Raw genomic sequence first — 18,436 nt, forward strand, 5'->3', positions numbered from 1 at the left:
ACAAAGGACCGCTACCGGTGCAGACGACTACTTCCCTTGTGATCCCGGCGTCGATTCCGAGTCCGGACTGGTCCGGGTTCAGCATCGGCCCGCTGACCATCCACGCGTATGCCCTGTGCATCCTCGCCGGCATTATCGCCGCTTTGTGGCTGACGGACCGCCGGTGGCAGGCCAGGAAGGGACCCGAAGGGGTGGTCTGGGACATTGCCATTTGGGCAATTCCCTTCGGCATCATCGGCGGGCGGCTCTACCACGTCTTCTCGTCGCCGGACGCTTACTTCGGTCCGAACGGTGACCTGAGCCTGATCCCGCAGATCTGGCTCGGTGGTCTGGGAATCTGGGGAGCCGTGGCACTGGGCCTGCTGGGCGCATGGATCGGTTGCCGCCGGGCAGGCGTCAAACTGACTGCATTCATGGACGCAGCGGCGCCCGGCGTGCTGCTGGCGCAGGCCATAGGCCGCTGGGGAAACTGGTTCAACCAGGAACTGTTCGGCAGCCCCACGGACCTGCCCTGGGGTCTGGAAATCGATGCCGACCACGCCAATTTCCCGCCCGGCGCCGAACCGGGCACGCTGTTCCATCCGACGTTCCTTTACGAATCGCTCTGGAACCTGGCCGGCGTTGCCCTGCTGCTGCTGATCGATAAGCGCTTCAAGCTCCGCCGCGGGATGCTCTTCTGGCTCTACGTCGCGTACTACACGCTGGGCCGCGTCTGGATCGAAATGATGCGCATCGACGATGCCGAAATGATCACTCTCTTCGGCGTGACGCAGCGTTTGAATGTCTGGACCTCGCTGTTGCTGTTGGTGGCCGCGCTCGTCATATTCGTGCTGCTGTCCCGGAAACCGCGGACTCCCGAGATGGACTCCGTCTACCTGTCCGGCCGCGAGCCACAGGCGGAAATAGACCCCAAGATCGACGGCGGTGCTCCCGCCGCCGCCCGTAACGCCGGCGCCGACGGCGTTAACACAACAGAAACCGGAAAGAAAAAAACGGACAAAAACGTGTCCGGGGCCACCGGGCGTGTTAGTGTCGCTGATAATTCTTCGGAGACAGGAAAAACCTCCGCGTCCGGCACCAGCGGCACGACTGGGCCCGTGGACTCCGAAGACAAATAGCGCCTCCCGGGCCACCGCCCGGTGAGCTGCAGCATCTGTGCCGACCACACTGATGTGGAATCTCCGTTAGATATCCGTCAACCAGTGCGGGTGCAGCGGATATGACTGCGCTTCTGTCCGGTTTTCCGGAATCAGCAAAATTGTTATGCACCAACCGTGCTGCATAACGTGGGCGAGGTCATACAATTTCCAGTACTAAAGTACGGCCTCGTGCAAGGTGCCGTACTGCGGGGCCAACGGCGTCCCCTTCTCGAGTTCCACTTACGGGAGAAGGAAAACCGTTATGACTCCTCCGTTCAACGGATCCAGTACACCACGCAACTTCGGCGGCGGGAACGGCAGCGCGCAGGTCGCTTCGCCGTTTACCCGATTCGCCGCCTATCCGGAACGCGCGGGCCTCTACGACCCCGCCAACGAAAAAGATGCCTGCGGACTGGCAGTTATTGCCACGCTGCGCGGCGAACCCGGCCACGACATCGTCGACGCAGCCCTGACCGCCCTGCGCAACCTCGAACACCGCGGTGCGGTGGGCGCCGACGAAGGTACCGGGGACGGAGCAGGATTGCTCACGCAGATCCCGGACGAGTTCTTCCGTGCCGTGACAGGATTTGAGCTCCCGAACGCCGGCGAGTACGCCGTCGGAACCGCCTTCCTCCCGAACGATGAGTCCGAAGCCGACGTAGCCCAGGCCGGGCTGGAATCGCTGGCCGAAGAAGAAGGCCTTGTGGTCCTGGGTTGGCGCGAAGTGCCGATTGTCTCGGACCTGGTCGGTGCCATGGCACGGGCCTGCATGCCGCACTTTGTGCAACTTTTCCTTGGGATGGATCCCCGCGGCGGCACGGACACCTCGGAACTCGACGCCAAGGTCTTCCGCGTCCGCAAGCGTGCGCAGAACAAGTTCGGTGTCTACTTCCCGTCCTTATCGTCCAAGACCATTGTGTACAAGGGCATGCTGACCACCGCGCAGCTGGAGCCGTTCTATCCGGACCTCTCGGACAGCCGCTTCAAAACCAAGCTGGGGATTGTCCACTCCCGCTTTTCCACCAACACGTTCCCGTCGTGGCCGCTAGCCCAGCCCTTCCGCACCATCGCGCACAACGGCGAGATCAATACCGTCAAGGGCAACCGGAACTGGATGCGTGCCCGCCAGTCGCAGTTGAGCAATCCTGTGCTCGGTGAGATTCCCGAAGAGCTGTTCCCGATCTGCACCCCCGGGGCCTCGGACTCGGCTTCCTTCGACGAGGTCGCCGAACTGCTGATGCTTTCCGGCAAGCCGATCACCCAGGCCATCATGATGATGATCCCGGAGGCCTGGGAGAACCACGCCACCATGGATCCGGAAAGCCGGGCGTTCTACCAGTACCACTCGATGCTGATGGAGCCTTGGGACGGTCCCGCAGCGGTGTCGTTCACCGATGGCAAGCTGGTAGGCGCGGTGCTCGACCGCAATGGTCTCCGGCCCGCCCGTTACTGGGTCACCGAGGACGGCCTCGTGGTGCTCGCCTCCGAAGTCGGCGTTGTCAACATCGCACCGGAACGGGTAGTCAGGAAGGGACGGGTTTCGCCCGGGAAAATGTTCCTCGTCGACACCGAAGCCGGCCGCCTCATCGAGGACCAGGAGATCAAGTCCGAAATTGCAGCGGCAAACCCGTGGGGCGAATGGGTCAAGGAAAACATGATTCGCCTCGAGGACCTGCCCGAGCGCGAGCACGTGGTCCACACCCCGGCCTCAATTATCCGGCGCCAGCGCACCTTCGGCTACACACACGAAGAGTTGCGGATTCTGCTGGGTCCGATGGCCCGTACCGGCGCGGAACCCTTGGGCGCCATGGGAACCGACACCCCGATAGCGGTGCTTTCCAAGCGTCCGCGGCTGCTGTTCGACTACTTCGTGCAGTCCTTTGCCCAGGTCACCAACCCGCCGCTGGATGCCATCCGCGAAGAGCTCGTCACGAGCATGCGCGGGTCCATCGGCCCGGATGGCAACCTGCTGTCCACCGGTCAGGTGCGCGCCAAGCAAGTGGCGCTGAAATTCCCGGTCATCAACAATGATGAGCTGGCCAAGATTACTGCGCTCGAAACCGATGAGGGTGCCAAGGCGACCCTGAAAGTCCGCGGTCTGTACCGTCCCGACGGCGGCGAGTCGGAACTGCGCGCCCGGCTGCAGGAGATCTGCGAAAAGGTCTCGGCTGCCGTCAACCGCGGGGTCAAATTCATCATCCTTTCCGACCGCGATTCGAATGCCCAGTGGGCACCGATCCCTTCGCTGCTGCTGACCAGTGCGGTCCACCACCACCTTCTCAAGAGTGCCAACCGCACCAAGATTTCCCTGGTGGTCGAGGCAGGTGACGTCCGGGAGGTGCATCACGTTGCCGTCCTGATCGGCTACGGCGCCTCCGCGGTCAACCCGTACCTGGCGATGGAAAGCTGCGAAGAGCTGGTCCGCAACGGCGACATCCAGGGTGTGACCGAAGCCGAGGCTGTTTACAACCTGATCAAGGGCCTGGGCAAGGGCGTCCTGAAAATCATGTCCAAAATGGGCATATCCACCGTCGCGTCCTACTGCGGTGCGCAGACCTTCGAAGCCCTTGGCCTGGCGCAGAGCCTGGTGGACCAGTATTTTGCCGGCACCCAGTCCCAGCTCGGCGGCGTTGGCCTTGATGTCATCGCGGCCGAAACCGCGGCACGGCATGTACAGGCCTACCCGAGCGACGGAATCGAAGATCCGCACCGTTCACTGGAGGTGGGCGGCGAGTACCAGTGGCGCCGCGAAGGACCGCCGCACCTGTTCAATCCGGAGACGGTCTTCCGGCTGCAGCACTCCACGCGAGAGCGCCGCTACGACATTTTCAAGGCCTATACGCAGGGAGTGAATGACCAGTCCAAGGACCTGATGACCCTGCGCGGGCTGCTCAAGTTCAAGACGGGGAACCGCCCGGCCGTGCCGCTGGAAGAAGTCGAATCGGTCGCCAGCATCGTCAAGCGGTTCTCCACCGGCGCGATGAGCTATGGGTCCATCTCCAAGGAGGCCCACGAGACGCTGGCCATTGCCATGAACCGCCTCGGCGCCAAGTCCAACACCGGCGAGGGCGGCGAGGACGTGGACCGGCTGCTGGATCCGGAGCGCCGCTCCGCCATCAAGCAGGTGGCATCCGGCAGGTTCGGCGTCACCAGCCTGTACCTGACCAACGCCGACGACATCCAGATCAAGATGGCCCAGGGCGCCAAGCCCGGCGAGGGCGGGCAGCTGATGAGCCAGAAGGTCTATCCCTGGGTAGCCCGGACACGGCACTCGACCCCCGGCGTCGGGCTTATTTCGCCGCCGCCACACCACGATATTTACTCCATCGAGGACCTGGCGCAGCTGATTTACGACCTGAAACGGTCCAACCCGTCGGCCCGTGTGCACGTAAAGCTGGTTTCGGAGGTCGGGATCGGCACTGTGGCCGCTGGCGTGACCAAGGCGAAGGCCGACGTCGTGCTGATTTCAGGGCACGACGGCGGCACCGGCGCCAGTCCGCTGAACTCGCTCAAGCATGCTGGTGTTCCTTGGGAGCTCGGCTTGGCCGAGACGCAGCAGACACTGATGCTCAACGGCCTGCGTGACCGCGTGGTTGTCCAGGTGGACGGCCAGCTCAAAACCGGCCGTGACGTGGTGATCGCTGCGCTGCTGGGCGGCGAGGAATTCGGCTTCGCCACCGCGCCGCTGGTGGTCTCGGGCTGCATCATGATGCGGGTATGCCACCTCGATACCTGCCCCGTGGGCGTGGCGACCCAGAACCCGGAACTGCGCTCCCGGTTCACCGGGAAGCCGGAATTCGTTGTGAACTTCTTCGAATTCATTGCCGAGGAGGTCCGCGAGATCCTGGCCGAGCTCGGCTACCGGAGTCTGGACGAAGTCATCGGCCATTCCGAGCTGCTCGATGCCGGCAAGGCCATCGACCACTGGAAGGCCGACGGACTGGACCTGGATCCAATCCTGCGCGGCAACCGCTTCGATGCCCACTCGCCGCTGCGAAACACCACACAGCAGAACCATGAGCTGGACAAGCACTTCGACAACCAGTTGATCGCAATGAGCGCCGAGGCACTGACCAACCGGGCGCCGGTACGGATCAGCCTGGACATCGTCAACACTGACCGCTCGGTGGGGACCATGCTCGGCCACGAGGTCACCAAGCGCTTCGGCATCGACACCCTGGCCCAGGACACGATCGACGTGACCCTCAACGGGCAAGCCGGCCAGTCGCTGGGTGCCTTCCTGCCCGCCGGCATCACGCTGCGCCTGCTCGGCGATTCCAACGACTATGTGGGCAAGGGCCTCTCCGGCGGACGCATCATTGTCCGTCCGGACCGGGACAACGTCTTCGCAGCCGAACGCAACGTGATCGCCGGAAACGTTATCGGCTACGGTGCCACCAGCGGCGAGATGTTCCTCCGGGGCCAGGTGGGCGAGCGGTTCCTCGTTCGGAACTCGGGTGCCACCGCCGTCGTCGAAGGCATTGGCGACCATGGCTGCGAATACATGACCGGTGGAACGGCACTGATCCTGGGGCGGACCGGCCGGAACTTCGGGGCGGGCATGTCCGGCGGCGTGGCCTACGTGCTGGAGCTGGACCGGGCACAGCTGAACAAGCAGAGCATGGACAACAAGGAACTGCTGCTGCTCCCGCTGGATGCCGAAGACCGCGGGACCGTTGGCGCGCTGATCAAGCAGCATGCGGAGGAGACCGGTTCCCGGTTGGGCGAGCAGTTGCTGCAGGATCTTGACGCAACCATTTCACGCATGACCAAAGTGCTGCCGCGGAACTACTCGGCGGTGCTGGAAACCCGGGCCACCGCTGAATCCGAGGGACTCGATCCCGACGGCGATGTTGTCTGGTCACGAATTTTGGAGGTAACCGGTGGCTGATCCACGCGGATTCATGAAGGTACGCGAACGCCAGACTCAGCCGAGGCGTCCGGTCCCGGTCCGCATCATGGACTGGAAGGAAGTGTACGAGGCACAGGAAAAGGGCGTGCTGAAGGCCCAGGCCGGACGCTGCATGGACTGCGGCATCCCGTTCTGCCATCAGGGCTGCCCGCTGGGGAACCTGATTCCGGAATGGAATGACCTCACCTGGCGCGGCAAGGGACAGGAAGCGATTGAGCGCCTGCACGCCACCAACAACTTCCCCGAATTCACGGGACGGCTGTGCCCGGCCCCGTGCGAGTCGTCCTGCGTGCTGGGGATCAACCAGCCCGCCGTGACCATCAAGCAGGTCGAGGTATCCATCATCGACGAGGCCTTCGACAACGGGTGGGTCACGCCGCTGGCGCCGGAGCGCCTGACCGGGCAGACTATCGCCGTCGTCGGTTCCGGCCCCGCCGGCCTGGCCACCGCCCAGCAGCTGACGCGGGCGGGACACACCGTCGCAGTGTACGAGCGTGACGACAAGGTCGGCGGCCTGCTGCGCTACGGTATTCCGGACTTCAAGATGGAGAAAGACCATCTGGAGCGGCGTCTGGAGCAGATGCGTGCCGAGGGCACCCGGTTCCGCACCGGCATCGAGATCGGCAAGGATGTCAGCTGGGAGCAGCTGCGCCGCCGGTACGACGCCGTAGTGATCGCTACCGGCGCCACCGTGCCGCGCGACCTGGCCATACCTGGCCGCGAGCTGGACGGCGTCCACTTCGCCATGGAGTACTTGGTCCAGGCCAACCGCGTTGTGGCGGGGGAGAAGGTGGAGAACCAGATCGATGCCCGTGGCAAGCACGTAGTGATCCTCGGCGGCGGCGACACCGGAGCTGACTGCCTCGGCACGGCGCACCGCCAGCAAGCGGCGTCGGTCACCACGCTGGCAATTGGAAAGCAGCCGCCGGCGGAGCGTGCCGCGCACCAGCCCTGGCCGACGTTCCCCACATTGTTCGAAGTGGCTAGTGCCCATGAGGAAGGCGGCGAGCGAACCTACCTTGCCTCCACCGTTGAATACCTGGGCGACAGCGAAGGCAAGCTGCGCGCGCTGAAGGTCGCGGAGACCGAATTCGTGGACGGCAAACGTGTGCCCAAGGCGGGCACCGAACACCAAATCCCGGCGGATCTGGTCTTGCTCTCCCTCGGCTTCACCGGTCCGGAACCTGCAGGTATCGCCGAACAGGTGAAGGCAGAGTTCGACAACCGTGGCAACGTGGTCCGGGACGGTTACTACATGACCAACACGGACGGCATCTTCGTGGCCGGTGACGCGGGGCGTGGACAGTCGCTGATTGTCTGGGCCATCGCCGAAGGCCGCGCCTGCGCTGCGGCCGTCGACAAGTGGCTGACCGGGCAGACGCGCCTGCCCGCTCCGGTGGCTCCGACCGACAGGCCGATAGCCGCCCTGCCGATGTAATGAACCCGGCTGTACGCCGTGGATACGCCCATAACTGCATGAGAGAACTAGGCTAGGTTTATGAGACGAGCGAAAATAGTTGCAACTTTTGGTCCTGCTATTTCCAGCTACGAAAGCACCTTGGAAGTCCTCAAAGCCGGCGTTGATGTTGCCCGCATGAACATGAGCCATGGCGACTACAGCGTGCATCAGGAAACCTACGAGAATGTGCGCCGCGCCGCGGCCGAGCTGGGCAAACCTGTTGGCATCTTCGCCGACCTCCAGGGACCCAAAATCCGGCTCGGCCGCTTCGCGGACGGCCCGCATGACCTGAAGGTGGGGGACACCTTCACTATCACCACCGAAGACATCGAAGGCACGGCCGAGCGGTGTTCGACCACCTTTAAGGGCCTGCCGCAGGACGTCAACGCGGGAGATCCGCTGCTGATCGACGACGGCAAAGTTGCCCTGCGTGCCGTGAAGGTCACCGACACCGAAGTTGTCACCGAAGTGACCGTGGCAGGCACCGTCTCCAACAACAAGGGCATCAACCTGCCCGGTGTCGCGGTCAACGTGCCGGCACTGAGCGAGAAGGACGAAGCGGACCTGCGCTGGGCCATCCGCACCGGCGTAGACATGGTGGCGCTTTCCTTCGTACGCAATGCGGGCGACGTGCGCCGCGTGCACGAGATCATGGACGAGGAAGGCCGGCGCACGCCCGTCATCGCCAAGATCGAAAAGCCCCAGGCCGTGGATGCGCTGGAAGAGATCATTGACGCCTTCGACGCCATCATGGTGGCCCGCGGCGATCTCGGCGTCGAACTGCCGCTCGAGGATGTCCCCGTGGTGCAGAAGCGGGCCATCGAACTCGCCCGCCGCTGGGCGAAGCCCGTGATCGTGGCCACCCAGGTGCTGGAGTCCATGATCGAGAATCCTCGGCCTACCCGTGCCGAGGCATCCGACTGTGCCAATGCTGTGCTGGACGGTGCGGATGCGGTCATGCTCTCCGGCGAGACCAGCGTGGGCGCGTACCCGCTGGAGACGGTCAACACGATGGCCCGGATCATCGAGTCCACGGAGCAGCATGGACTGGACCGTGTCCCGCCGCTGGGCAGCAAGCCCAAGACCCGTGGCGGTGCCATTACCCGTGCCGCCGTCGAAATTGCGAACCAGTTGGACGCGAAGTACCTCTGCACCTTCACCCAGTCCGGGGACTCGGCACGCCGGCTTTCACGTTTGCGTCCAGGCCGGCCGATCTTCGCCTTCACCCCGCTGCAGTCGACCCTAAACGTCATGTCACTGATCTGGGGCATTCAGCCGCTGCTGGTGGAGTTCGTCGAGCATACGGACAAGATGACAGCCCAGGTTGACCGTGTGCTTTACGAGAAGGGACTGGTGGACATTGACGACCTGGTTGTCATCGCCGCCGGTTCCCCTCCCGGAAAGGCCGGATCGACCAACTCGCTGAAGGTCCACCGTGTCGGTGACCTCGCGGACGCCGGTGAGTTGTTGAACGGCTCGAACCCCCGGCACGAGAAGGTGGGTCCCTGGCCCACGTAGGGCAGGTGCAGCATCGCTAAACGCCAGTGGCCGGTCCCGTTCAGGACCGGCCACTGGCGTTCGCGGGGCTAGTTGACCTGGTTGATGATGGTTTCGGCGACTTCGCGCATGCTCAGACGGCGGTCCATGGAGGTCTTCTGGATCCAGCGGAAGGCCTCGGGCTCGGTCAGCCCCATCTTGGTGATGAGCAGGCTCTTGGCCCGCTCCACCAGCTTGCGCGTGGCGAACTGCTCCTGCAGGTCGGACACCTCGGACTCCAGTGCCTTGATCTCTTGGTGGCGGGAGAGCGCAATCTCGATGGCTGGCACCAGATCGGCGGGGGTGAACGGCTTGACCACATAAGCCATCGCACCGGCGTCGCGTGCCCGTTCGACCAGTTCCTTCTGGCTGAAGGCGGTCAGCAGCACCACGGGGGCGATGCGCGCTTTCACAATCTGCTCGGCCGCGGTGATCCCGTCCATGACCGGCATCTTGACGTCCATTAGGACCAGATCCGGCTTGAGCTCGGTGGCCAGTTCGACGGCCTTCTCCCCGTTGTCGGCTTCGCCAACGACGTCGAATCCTTCGCCCCGGAGGATCTCGACAATGTCCAGGCGGATCAAAGTTTCGTCTTCGGCGACGACAACGCGGCGCGTGGGGGTGGACTCGTTTTGCTCAGACACTGGTACTCCTCGATGAGTTTTGTAACCCTTTTGCTGCGGTTCTCGGAAATAGCCTATCGGCATGTAGAGTAGATTCGCGCACTCAAGGAGCATGACAGTCTTCACAAAGGCCTGTTGGTCGCCGGAGATTTTACGGTGAATGTGTTCCTGGCCCGAGTGGCGGAATGGCAGACGCGCTGCACTCAAAATGCAGTATCGAAAGGTGTGTGGGTTCGAGTCCCACCTCGGGCACCGAAATCTAGGGGCAAAACAGGGGTTCGTGTACAGTGGTAGCGAATCGGTGTACACGAGGGGTAGCATTCACGCATGGCAAGCGTGGGGGAACGTAAACGAAAAGACGGCAGCACCGCCTACTGGGTGAGGTGGCGCAACGCCGACGACGGCAAGCAAACCAGCTACACCACGGACGACAAGCAGGCAGCCGAGCTGGTCCAGAGAATACTGAATGCCAACGGGCAATCATTGACAGCCCTCGAGAACATTCTCGAAGAGATCACACCTACCGGCCCCACAGTGGCCGAAGTCATCGAAGAGCATATCGACCTGCTGATGCGTGCCACACCGCAGACGGTGCACAACTACCGGAAAATGCTGGACCTCCACCTATCGGATCTTGGCCGGCTGAACGTTGAAGAGCTCGGCTACCGGGACGTTGCGTTATGGGTGCAGGACATGCAACGGAAGCCCCGCTCAGCGAAGACCATTAGGAACGTGCACGGGCTCCTATCCTCAGCCATGAACACGGCGGTGAAACTGCGCTACCGGGCGGATAATCCGTGCGATGGGATCGCGTTACCGTCCACAGAGTCCAAAGGGGATAAGATGCAGGCGCTCACCTCGGATGAGTACAAGCTGGTTCGGGAGTGCATCACCCCGGAGCATCGCATATTGGCCGATTTTCTGGTGTACACGGGTGCCAGGTTCGGTGAAGCCACCGCCGTAGGCGTCTCGGACATTGATCTTGGGTCCGCGCCGGCGCTGGTGCGGATCAACAAGGCGTGGAAGCGGTCAGGGTCCAGCGGGCATTACATTGCGGAGCCGAAGACTGCGACGTCGAAGCGCACCGTGTCCATCCCGTCCCGGCTCGCGGACGAGCTCCGGGAACATGTCGAGGGTGTTGGCCGTAGCGAGCTCGTGTTCCAGTCGCCGAAGGGCGGGAGGCTGCCGCACGTCCTGTTCTGGCGTGACGCATGGACACCCGCCATACGGGACGCTCAGCGCCTCGGACTGGAAAAGGACCCGACACCCCACGATCTGCGCCACACGTCCGCCAGCTGGCTGCTGGCCGCCGGCCTGCCCCTGTTCGAGGTATCGCGCAGGCTCGGGCACGCATCCGTGGCGATGACAGACAAGGTGTACGGGCATTTCATGCCCGGCTCACAGGGGAACGCGGCCGACATCATGGAAGGCTTGGGCGGGTAGACGACAAAAAGCCCCGCGAACCTGTAAGGATTGCTTACAAGTTCGCGGGGCTGTCGTTTGCTCTACAAGGGTTACTTTGGTTCGGCGCCGAGCCCGATGCGGGTGAGTAGCGCGTTGACTCCGGGGATGGCGGCGATGCGTGCGAGGGCGCCGGCCACGAGCGTCACGGTGGCGGCAGCTGCGAGCAGCCATGCTGTCACGGATTCAGGTAGGACCGCGCCGAGTTCTTCGGCGAGGATGTTGAGCACCTGCGGGATGACGATGAGCACGAGCGCGAAGGCTGGGATGCCCACCTCAAGCACCGTGCGCAAGGTGGCCTTCCACGGGTAGGCGGTCTGGGTTGTTGCGCGGTGGTCAGCCATTATTCGTTCTCCTGTGTGGTGTCGAGTTCTGCTTTTTCGTTGGTGGCAAGGTTGACGGTCACGTTCGCGTCGATGGAACCGATGGCGTTCGAGACACCGCGTTCGGCGGCGGCCTCAGCAGCCTTGGCCACACCCTCGATGAGCTTGGCCTCATCGAACTTCTCCCCACCGGACACAGCCTTGATGGCGCCGATCAAACCAGCGATCTGGCCTTCCAGTGCGGCCTGGCCCTGTTTGAGTGCGGCGACGCCCATGTTGGCTTGGAACGAGTTCAGGCCGGCGTCGATGAACAGGGCGTACAGGCTGCGGTCGCTGCGGCTGGTGTTGTCGTAGTTCAGCAGCAGTGACACGGTGCGGTTCGGGATCTTGTTGATCTTGGCGAACACGTCCTCCGTATCGTTTTTGCCGACGTAGGAGTTGGGGAGGTACGCCATGCGCGCCTCGAAGTCTTCTTTGCTGTCGTACCATGACATGATTTGCTCCATGAGTTGATCGAAACCGGTTTTGATGGGGGTGATGGGTGTCGCGGCCTGCGCCGTGACTTTGGTGTTTGCCTTGGCGGTGCGTAACCAGTTCATTCCGCCGGGGAGTCCTGCGGGGTCGATCTTGCCCTGCGTGGACCACTCAAAGTGTGCGATGTCGAGCTTGTGCCCGTACCCGTCACGGAGTGCGTCACGTAGGACCGGGATGGCGGCCAGCTGTGCCGGCGTCCAGTCGTACGGTGGTAGCCCACTGGATTCCATTTCTACGCCGATGAGACGCTGGTTTCCTTCGTCGCGTGGAATGCCCGGGTAGGATCCTGGGCCGGCGTGGTTGCCCCACCCTGCGGCAATGACGTGGGCGGTGCCGTCCCTGCCCAGTACGATCTGACAAAGCGGTCCTGCTAGGCCAGGCCGCCCGTACATGCATATGTCAAGGGTGGGTGCCCCGTCTGAGTATCGGGCGGAAGGTGTGGCCGTGTGATGCCAGAGGGTGCCTTGGACGGCAACGAAGGACCACCCGTTATAGCCGCGGGTCTTCCACCCTGGATGCGTTTTGACCTTTACCCCGCGGCTGCGGAGGACTTCGTCTAAGTCGGTTAGGAATGCCATGTCTGTCTCCTAGGGCTTGGGTTTGGGGTCTTCGTCGCCCAGAAGATCGTTCAGGATGGGCAGATACTTGGCGAAGATTCGGGCCGTGTCGTCGGTTTCCGCTTTTGAGGCGACAAGGTGTTGTTCCAGTAGTTCCTTGACCTCGGATGATGTTTCGGATGCTTGCTGGGATGATCCGATGGCTTTGTCCAAGTCTTCGCGCATGTTCGTTACATGGGAGTTTTGGACTTGCTTTTTGACTTCGGCGACTTCGCGGGTGTTCTCATCGAGTTTGTGGTTCATGGTGGACAGTGTTTCGCCTTGGGCTGTCATTCGGTCCACGACGCCCGGGTTGTCCTCGTTGCCGACGAGCGCGTCAACGAGTCTCACGAATTTGGAGACGGGTTTCCAGATGCGGGATGCCACCCACAGGACGAAACAGGCGGTGATGATCCAGCCGATGACGTGGTCTTGGAAGAGTGCTTGAATCCATGTGGGCATGGGCGGTCCTTATTCAGTTATGGGGGTTGTTTTGGGGCATGGAAAAGCCCCGGTGTGCCAGCACCGGGGCTCCCTGTTTCCATGTGTCTTTAGCGGGTCATGGTGTGTCCAGCGTAACCTTTACGGCTGGATGATTCACTGCAGTAAGCCGGTTTTATTGCTGGTGTTCGGGCAAAAGAAAAGCACCCCACATGGAGGTGCTTCCCGTCTGGCTTGCTGTGCGGTTATAGGTAGGTTTGGTATGGGGTGAGGTGGCCCCAGTTGGACAGGTACATGGCGAGGTAGATGCCGCCCGCGATGCATAGCCCAACCTTGTGGAGCCCGGCGTCCCTGCGTCCTGCTAGCTGGTTGGGTATGAGCAGGATGAGGAAGATGCCGAAGTAGAGTTCCATCCGGTTCACGGCCTCTGACTGGGTGCCGGCAATGAGGAACATGATGCCGATGAGCACGTACATCCCGTACCGCTGGTAGTGCTGGGACCGGCCCAGCCGCATGGCGTATGCGAGTAGGGCTACCCGTGTGACGATGACAAGGTAGGATCCGAGGCCGACAGCGGCAGCGCCGAGGTAGGTGTCGTAGCGTTCGTTGAGGCTGTTCAGGAACGTGGACAGGAACGACCATTGCGATATGCCGCCAGCCGCGACCAGTGCGACCACGCCGAGGATGAGTGCTTTCTTCTTCGTCGGTTTCGCGTTGCGGGCCAGTAGTTGGATCACGGCTACGAGGATCGCGGACGTGTGGAATGTTGCGGCGATGGCGTTGATGATGACGAACGCGGTTTTGTTGCGGTCCAGGAATGTTGACGCATAGAAGCTGAGGGATATGGCGATGCCCTGCCGAATAATGTTGAACGGTGCCACGAAGAACGCCAGCAGCACGTACAGCAGCAGGGACATGGTCGGGTTCAGCGACTGTTTCTTGATGGCCGCGTAGACGGGGATAACGGTGAGCGCGGAGGTCACCCAGAAGATGATGCTGGGGTTGTCGGTGAAGCCGCGCAGGAACAGGGACAGCGCCGTGTACCCGATTTCCTGCGGGGACGCCGCTAACTGTCCGGACCAGTCCACAGTGGAGAGTTCCTGAAACCGTCTGGCGTACATACCGTAGTCCGTGCCCACCTCGTACCGGACAGCGGAGAACGTGACCATGACCGCAATAATGAAGAAGTCAATCGGCGTCCACCGCAACACCCTCACCCTGCGCAGTCCGGGGCGCTCAGTGGCCCGCTGGGTTTGTGACCTCGGGGTGTTGCGGATGAACTCGGACAGCCAGGACAGGAAGCCTGTCGCGGCGGTGACGGCGAAGTATGGGAGCACCCCGGATAACCCTTTCAACGGTGTGGTTGCCGGGGGACCATGCCTTCCCCCGCCTGCCAGTGTATCGGCAAGGCGGGGGAAGGCTCCTCCTACATGACCAGCAGGGGCCGCCAGAACCCGTAAACGAAGACGCGGCCGCGGTCATTGCTTACATACACGCGGGCATCGGGGTAGGCGGGAAGGAAGTCCAGCAGGATCACCGACCCGTCAGGCAGGACCGCAAACAGGCCGTTAACGTTGCCGCCGCTGGAACCGTTGAACGCCACGAAGTAGTAGACGCCGTTGACGGGGTCGATGGCCCCGTAGTAGGGCATGACACCCCAGTGTTCCCCGCCGATCACGGCGCGCCCGGTGGTGGTGGTCAGGGTTGCCGCCTTGGAACTGTAAACAAATGCCGTGGTCGCGTCTTGCACCGACTGAATGTAGGTGTCGATGGGAACAATGTCCTGACCTTCGGTGCGGATGCGCGTGCCAACATCCAACGCCGTGAAATTCGCCGTTGCCGACGTGATCTTGTTGGAGCCTTGGGTGGTGGTCAGGTCGGTGATGCGGCGCGACGGCAGCCCGCCCGGTACGGGCATGTAACGGTGCGAATTTTTGCCGTGCCAGCGCGGCGTATGCGTCTCCCGGTCGATCTTGTATACGACAAGGTGAACGGTCGAGTCGGACGCGAAGTAAATCCAGTCCTCATCAAAACTGATCTGCACCGCCTGCCACGCCTGATTCGCGCCGAACGCGGGTTTCTGCCATGTCAGCCCGTAGTCGGTGGAGTAGTAGACGTACCCGGCACTGTTAGCGTCGCCGGTGGTCATCCAGACGTGGCCGGGGTTGTACGGGTCAACCTCGATGGCGTGGACGTGCCGCCCGGTGAAACCACCCGGACCTAGCACCCTATCCCAATGCGCGCCGTTGATCGAACGGTACACGGATGGTCCGGCTACGGTGTCGCCGTAATCGCCCCAGTAAATGTACTGGTCATCGCAAGCCAGCGCGGTGCTGATGATGTTGGAACCGGCTTCACCGATCAGCAGCGGCGCGGACCACTCAAACTGGGCGGTACCCGCCTTCGGTGATGCCCGCACGATCATCGGCAGACCGTCCGTGCGCATGATCTGCATGTAGTAGATGCCTTGAAACTTCACCATGGAGACATGGCCCATGCTGGCAATGTCCGTTTGCGCGTCCGCGGGCAGGTTCTTCGCCACCCAGTTCAACGGGTTCAACTGGGTGTTTTCGTTCTGGCTGAGACCGTACTGGTTGACGGCAATCACGGCCTCGGGGAAGACACCGATGATCATTTTGCCGGTGTTCGCCTGCTGCGTCTGCCCCATCGCCTGAGCGGAGGACACGCGCTTATCCGCCGCCTTGATGGCACTGGCTGTGGTGGCACTTAGTGCAGTGTTGACGGGGTTGCCGGGCGTCTCAATGTAGCCGGCCACAGCGTCTTGTGTTGGCACGGTGTTCGGGCCGGGTTCGCCCTGCTGCCCGCGCACGTTCCCGGCGACAACTGTTTCACCGTTGTACTTGGTGAGGACCAGGTCATCGCCCACCACGGCGCCCGTGGTCACGGTCTGCACTGCGGCGGCCTCAGCGTCAGCCGCGGACTGTGCGGCATCCACTGCCGCTGTCTTGGCGACACCCGCTGCAGCTTCAGCCTGCGGGAGGCCGTAACCCTTGTTCGTGGGGATGGACACAACCGTCGTCAAATCCACGGTGGCATCGGCGGGCAGGTGGAATGATGCGGCGGGGATCCGGTTCTTGCCAACCGACAGGTCGAATGTGGCGGTCCACGTCCAATCCGTGGTCAGCATGTCCACATCATCCGTGGCAATCAGACGCACACCCCGTTCGCCGGCGCGGCCCGGGCGGCGCGGCATGGGCGTGCACAAGTAGCCGTCCTTATCCAACAGTCCGATGACGGGTTCGGGGAGGACCGTGACCGGGCCATCCGCTGCGTCGGGGTTCTGCAAGTACGGGACAGCCGGGGTGAACAGGACGCGCCCTGACGCGGGGCCGCCGTCCGGGTCCAAACCATCATCAACACCGTCACCGGATGCGATCAGGAACCGCCCGGCAACAGTGCCGGTAGAAACATTCGTGGGAAGCATGATGCGCCTTTCAGGCTAAGAAGAAATGATGCCGGGTACGGGCCGGTTAGTTCGTCCACTCCACAGGGTCGAGCGCCGTCCAAATGGAACCCGTGGAGCTGTGGTTCAGTTCGATCCCGCCCGTGCCGGATCGGGCAACCACCTGCGCTGTGACCGCCATGCTCGATGACGCGGTGCGCCGGTACACCCAGTAGGCGGGGGCGAACCCTGGCGGGAAGTCAGCAACCTTCACAGTGGTGGTGGGGAAGTCCCCGGACGTGGGTTTCACCAGTCCGCGGATCATAGTTTTCCCGTCCTGCTTGCGGACGGCGGGCGCCGGCGAACCCTCAGCAGCGAACCCCGCAGCCAGAACCAGTGGCACCCAGCCCGTATCCAGGTACGGTCCGGACGATGGTGCGTAGATGGCCAGTGCGTCCGGGGTGGGGCGTGGCGCACCGTCGGAGGACGCGACAAGGTACTGGCCGCCCACCATGGTTTGCGCGGACCCGCCGCCATCGAGGATGTACAGGTTGCGGACACCGAGCCGTTCACCGATGGCAACCATGTGATCGCCCACCGCGCCGGACACGTCAGTGACACCGGGGACGGTGACAATCAGCAGGTTCCCGGCGGTGTCGTCGCCGATCAGCTGCCGGCCGGAGATAACCGCATACCGTGCGTACTGGCGGAACCCTGTGACGGCGCCTTCCCGGTACACTGCGGCGCCCCATGAGAACGAGTTCCACCCGCCCTCGGCAACAACTTGTTCCGGTGTCACCGTTTCGTCGTAAATGCGGAGGGAACCGTCGCGCATAAACACGACGGCTTCCCGGCCGCGGTCCTCATCCGGTTCGTTGTCCCACCCCTTGATGATGGTCCCGTCTTTGATTTGCAGGCCGATCAACTGGTTTTCCCACCAGCCGCCCAACCGGTATCCGGTGGCGTTGATCAGGATCTGCGCCTTGTGCTTCGCGTACCGCTGGTCGAGTGTCGAGCGTGGGGGTGTGGGGCTCAGCGAATCATCGGTCGTGAATTTGCGGACAATGCTGCCGCCCTTGGTGCCGCCGGCAACCTTGGTCACGTAGTGGGCGGGGTAGCCTGCGGCGGCGGGCACGTACTCGGTGGAGTAGGAGACTTTGTTCGCGTTAGCGAGCCGTGTGTTGAACTGGCCGTTCAGTACACCGTCGAGTGCTTGCTTGGACTGGGTGTCCCCGGTAATGAACCCGGCAACAGCCTGATCGGCTGCTGTGTGCGTGTCTGTGCCGGGGGTGGTGAGGTTGGTGGCGATGGCCTGATCCGTGGGAACAGTGTTGGGGCCTGGTTCGCCTTGCCGTCCGCGGACGTTGCCGGCGTTCAAGGTTTGCCCGTTGTGCCGGGTGAGTATCAGGTTGTCGCCGGTGACCGTGCCGGCAGTGACGGACCCCGCCGCATAGGTTTCCGCCCTGCCGGCTGCGTCTTCTGCGTCCTGCGCGGACCCGGCGGAGGCGACGGCGGCGGAGGATGCGGCGGCAACCGCCGCCTCAGCCTGCGGCAGCCCGTAACCCTCGCTGGACGGGACGGGTGCCGTCAACGTCAGGTCGAGTGTCACAGCGTCCTGCGGGACGGCGATAGGGTACGAATCCAGTACCCGCCCATCGGCTTTCACGGTGACACGCCACGTCCAGTCCATGACCGCCAGCGACTCATCATCCGTGGCGATAAGGTACACGCCGCGCTGTGACGGGTAGTCCGGGTTTTCCGGGTCCGGGGTGCACAGGTAGCCCTCATAGTCGAGGACGCCGCGCACCGGGCCGGGCAGCCCGCCACCATAAAACGTGACGGGTGCCGGGGCGGCGGCGGGTGCCGGGATTTTCGACACTTCGGGCACAAAATCCACGGTCACCCGCGCAGGCACAGCAGTGGAACCAGTCACTGTGGGGGCGCCGACGCGTCCCGCCAGGAACCGGCCAACCACTTTGACCGTGGAAATGTTCTCAGGGAACGTCATG

Annotated in this window: 12 protein-coding genes and 1 tRNA gene; 6 read left to right on the top strand and 7 right to left on the bottom strand. The window is 63.0% G+C overall.

The window, feature by feature from the left end; genetic code table 11:
- The first annotated feature begins 17 nt into the window (after window positions 1-17).
- The 4 genes from lgt to pyk all read left to right on the top strand — a co-directional run bounded on the left by lgt (window position 18) and on the right by pyk (window position 9,028).
- Window positions 18-1,118: a prolipoprotein diacylglyceryl transferase gene (gene lgt / locus B0G38_RS10160; protein WP_264669334.1), complete on the top strand. Its 1,101-nt coding sequence runs from the start codon at window positions 18-20 to the stop codon at window positions 1,116-1,118.
- 283 nt (window positions 1,119-1,401) lie between these two features.
- Window positions 1,402-6,030 (top strand): glutamate synthase large subunit, encoded by a 4,629-nt coding sequence (gene gltB / locus B0G38_RS10165; protein ID WP_264669335.1) that lies wholly within the window; start codon window positions 1,402-1,404, stop codon window positions 6,028-6,030.
- Window positions 6,023-7,489: a glutamate synthase subunit beta gene (locus tag B0G38_RS10170; protein ID WP_264669336.1), complete on the top strand. Its 1,467-nt coding sequence runs from the start codon at window positions 6,023-6,025 to the stop codon at window positions 7,487-7,489. The genes gltB and B0G38_RS10170 overlap by 8 nt, the downstream gene beginning before the upstream one ends.
- Before the next feature lie 60 nt (window positions 7,490-7,549).
- Window positions 7,550-9,028: a pyruvate kinase gene (pyk, locus tag B0G38_RS10175; RefSeq protein ID WP_264669337.1), complete on the top strand. Its 1,479-nt coding sequence runs from the start codon at window positions 7,550-7,552 to the stop codon at window positions 9,026-9,028.
- A 68-nt stretch (window positions 9,029-9,096) separates the two neighbouring features.
- Here the strand turns inward: pyk and B0G38_RS10180 are convergent, their stop codons facing one another.
- A complete protein-coding gene (locus B0G38_RS10180) occupies window positions 9,097-9,690 on the bottom strand; it encodes an ANTAR domain-containing response regulator (protein WP_264669338.1) in 594 nt (197 codons plus the stop codon).
- 150 nt (window positions 9,691-9,840) lie between these two features.
- Between B0G38_RS10180 and B0G38_RS10185 the strand changes: the two genes are divergently transcribed.
- Both B0G38_RS10185 and B0G38_RS10190 read left to right on the top strand, forming a co-directional pair.
- A tRNA-Leu gene (locus B0G38_RS10185) sits at window positions 9,841-9,921 on the top strand.
- A gap of 75 nt (window positions 9,922-9,996) precedes the next feature.
- The gene (locus B0G38_RS10190) at window positions 9,997-11,112 is read left to right on the top strand and encodes a tyrosine-type recombinase/integrase (RefSeq protein ID WP_264669339.1); all 1,116 of its coding nucleotides are present in this window, start codon (window positions 9,997-9,999) and stop codon (window positions 11,110-11,112) included.
- 71 nt (window positions 11,113-11,183) lie between these two features.
- Here B0G38_RS10190 and B0G38_RS10195 read toward each other — a convergent pair whose 3' ends face one another.
- The 6 genes from B0G38_RS10195 to B0G38_RS10220 all read right to left on the bottom strand — a co-directional run bounded on the left by B0G38_RS10195 (window position 11,184) and on the right by B0G38_RS10220 (window position 18,435).
- Entirely contained in the window at window positions 11,184-11,474 is a 291-nt protein-coding gene (locus B0G38_RS10195; protein WP_264669340.1) for a hypothetical protein, read from the bottom strand.
- On the bottom strand, window positions 11,474-12,565 hold the full coding sequence (locus B0G38_RS10200) for a peptidoglycan recognition protein family protein (protein WP_264669341.1): 1,092 nt from the start codon (window positions 12,563-12,565) through the stop codon (window positions 11,474-11,476). Before B0G38_RS10200 ends, B0G38_RS10195 begins: the two co-directional genes overlap by 1 nt.
- A 9-nt stretch (window positions 12,566-12,574) precedes the next feature.
- Window positions 12,575-13,045 (bottom strand): DUF2746 domain-containing protein, encoded by a 471-nt coding sequence (locus B0G38_RS10205; protein ID WP_264669342.1) that lies wholly within the window; start codon window positions 13,043-13,045, stop codon window positions 12,575-12,577.
- Between the two features lie 224 nt (window positions 13,046-13,269).
- Entirely contained in the window at window positions 13,270-14,361 is a 1,092-nt protein-coding gene (locus tag B0G38_RS10210) for an EpsG family protein (protein ID WP_264669343.1), read from the bottom strand.
- An 89-nt stretch (window positions 14,362-14,450) separates the two neighbouring features.
- Window positions 14,451-16,469 (bottom strand): hypothetical protein, encoded by a 2,019-nt coding sequence (locus B0G38_RS10215; RefSeq protein WP_264669344.1) that lies wholly within the window; start codon window positions 16,467-16,469, stop codon window positions 14,451-14,453.
- A 46-nt stretch (window positions 16,470-16,515) separates the two neighbouring features.
- Window positions 16,516-18,435, bottom strand: coding sequence for a phosphodiester glycosidase family protein (locus tag B0G38_RS10220; RefSeq protein WP_264669345.1), 1,920 nt, complete (start codon window positions 18,433-18,435; stop codon window positions 16,516-16,518).
- Window position 18,436: the final 1 nt, after the last annotated feature.

This window comes from Crystallibacter permensis, assembly GCF_025960875.1.
In the GTDB taxonomy this organism is placed as follows: domain Bacteria; phylum Actinomycetota; class Actinomycetes; order Actinomycetales; family Micrococcaceae; genus Crystallibacter; species Crystallibacter permensis.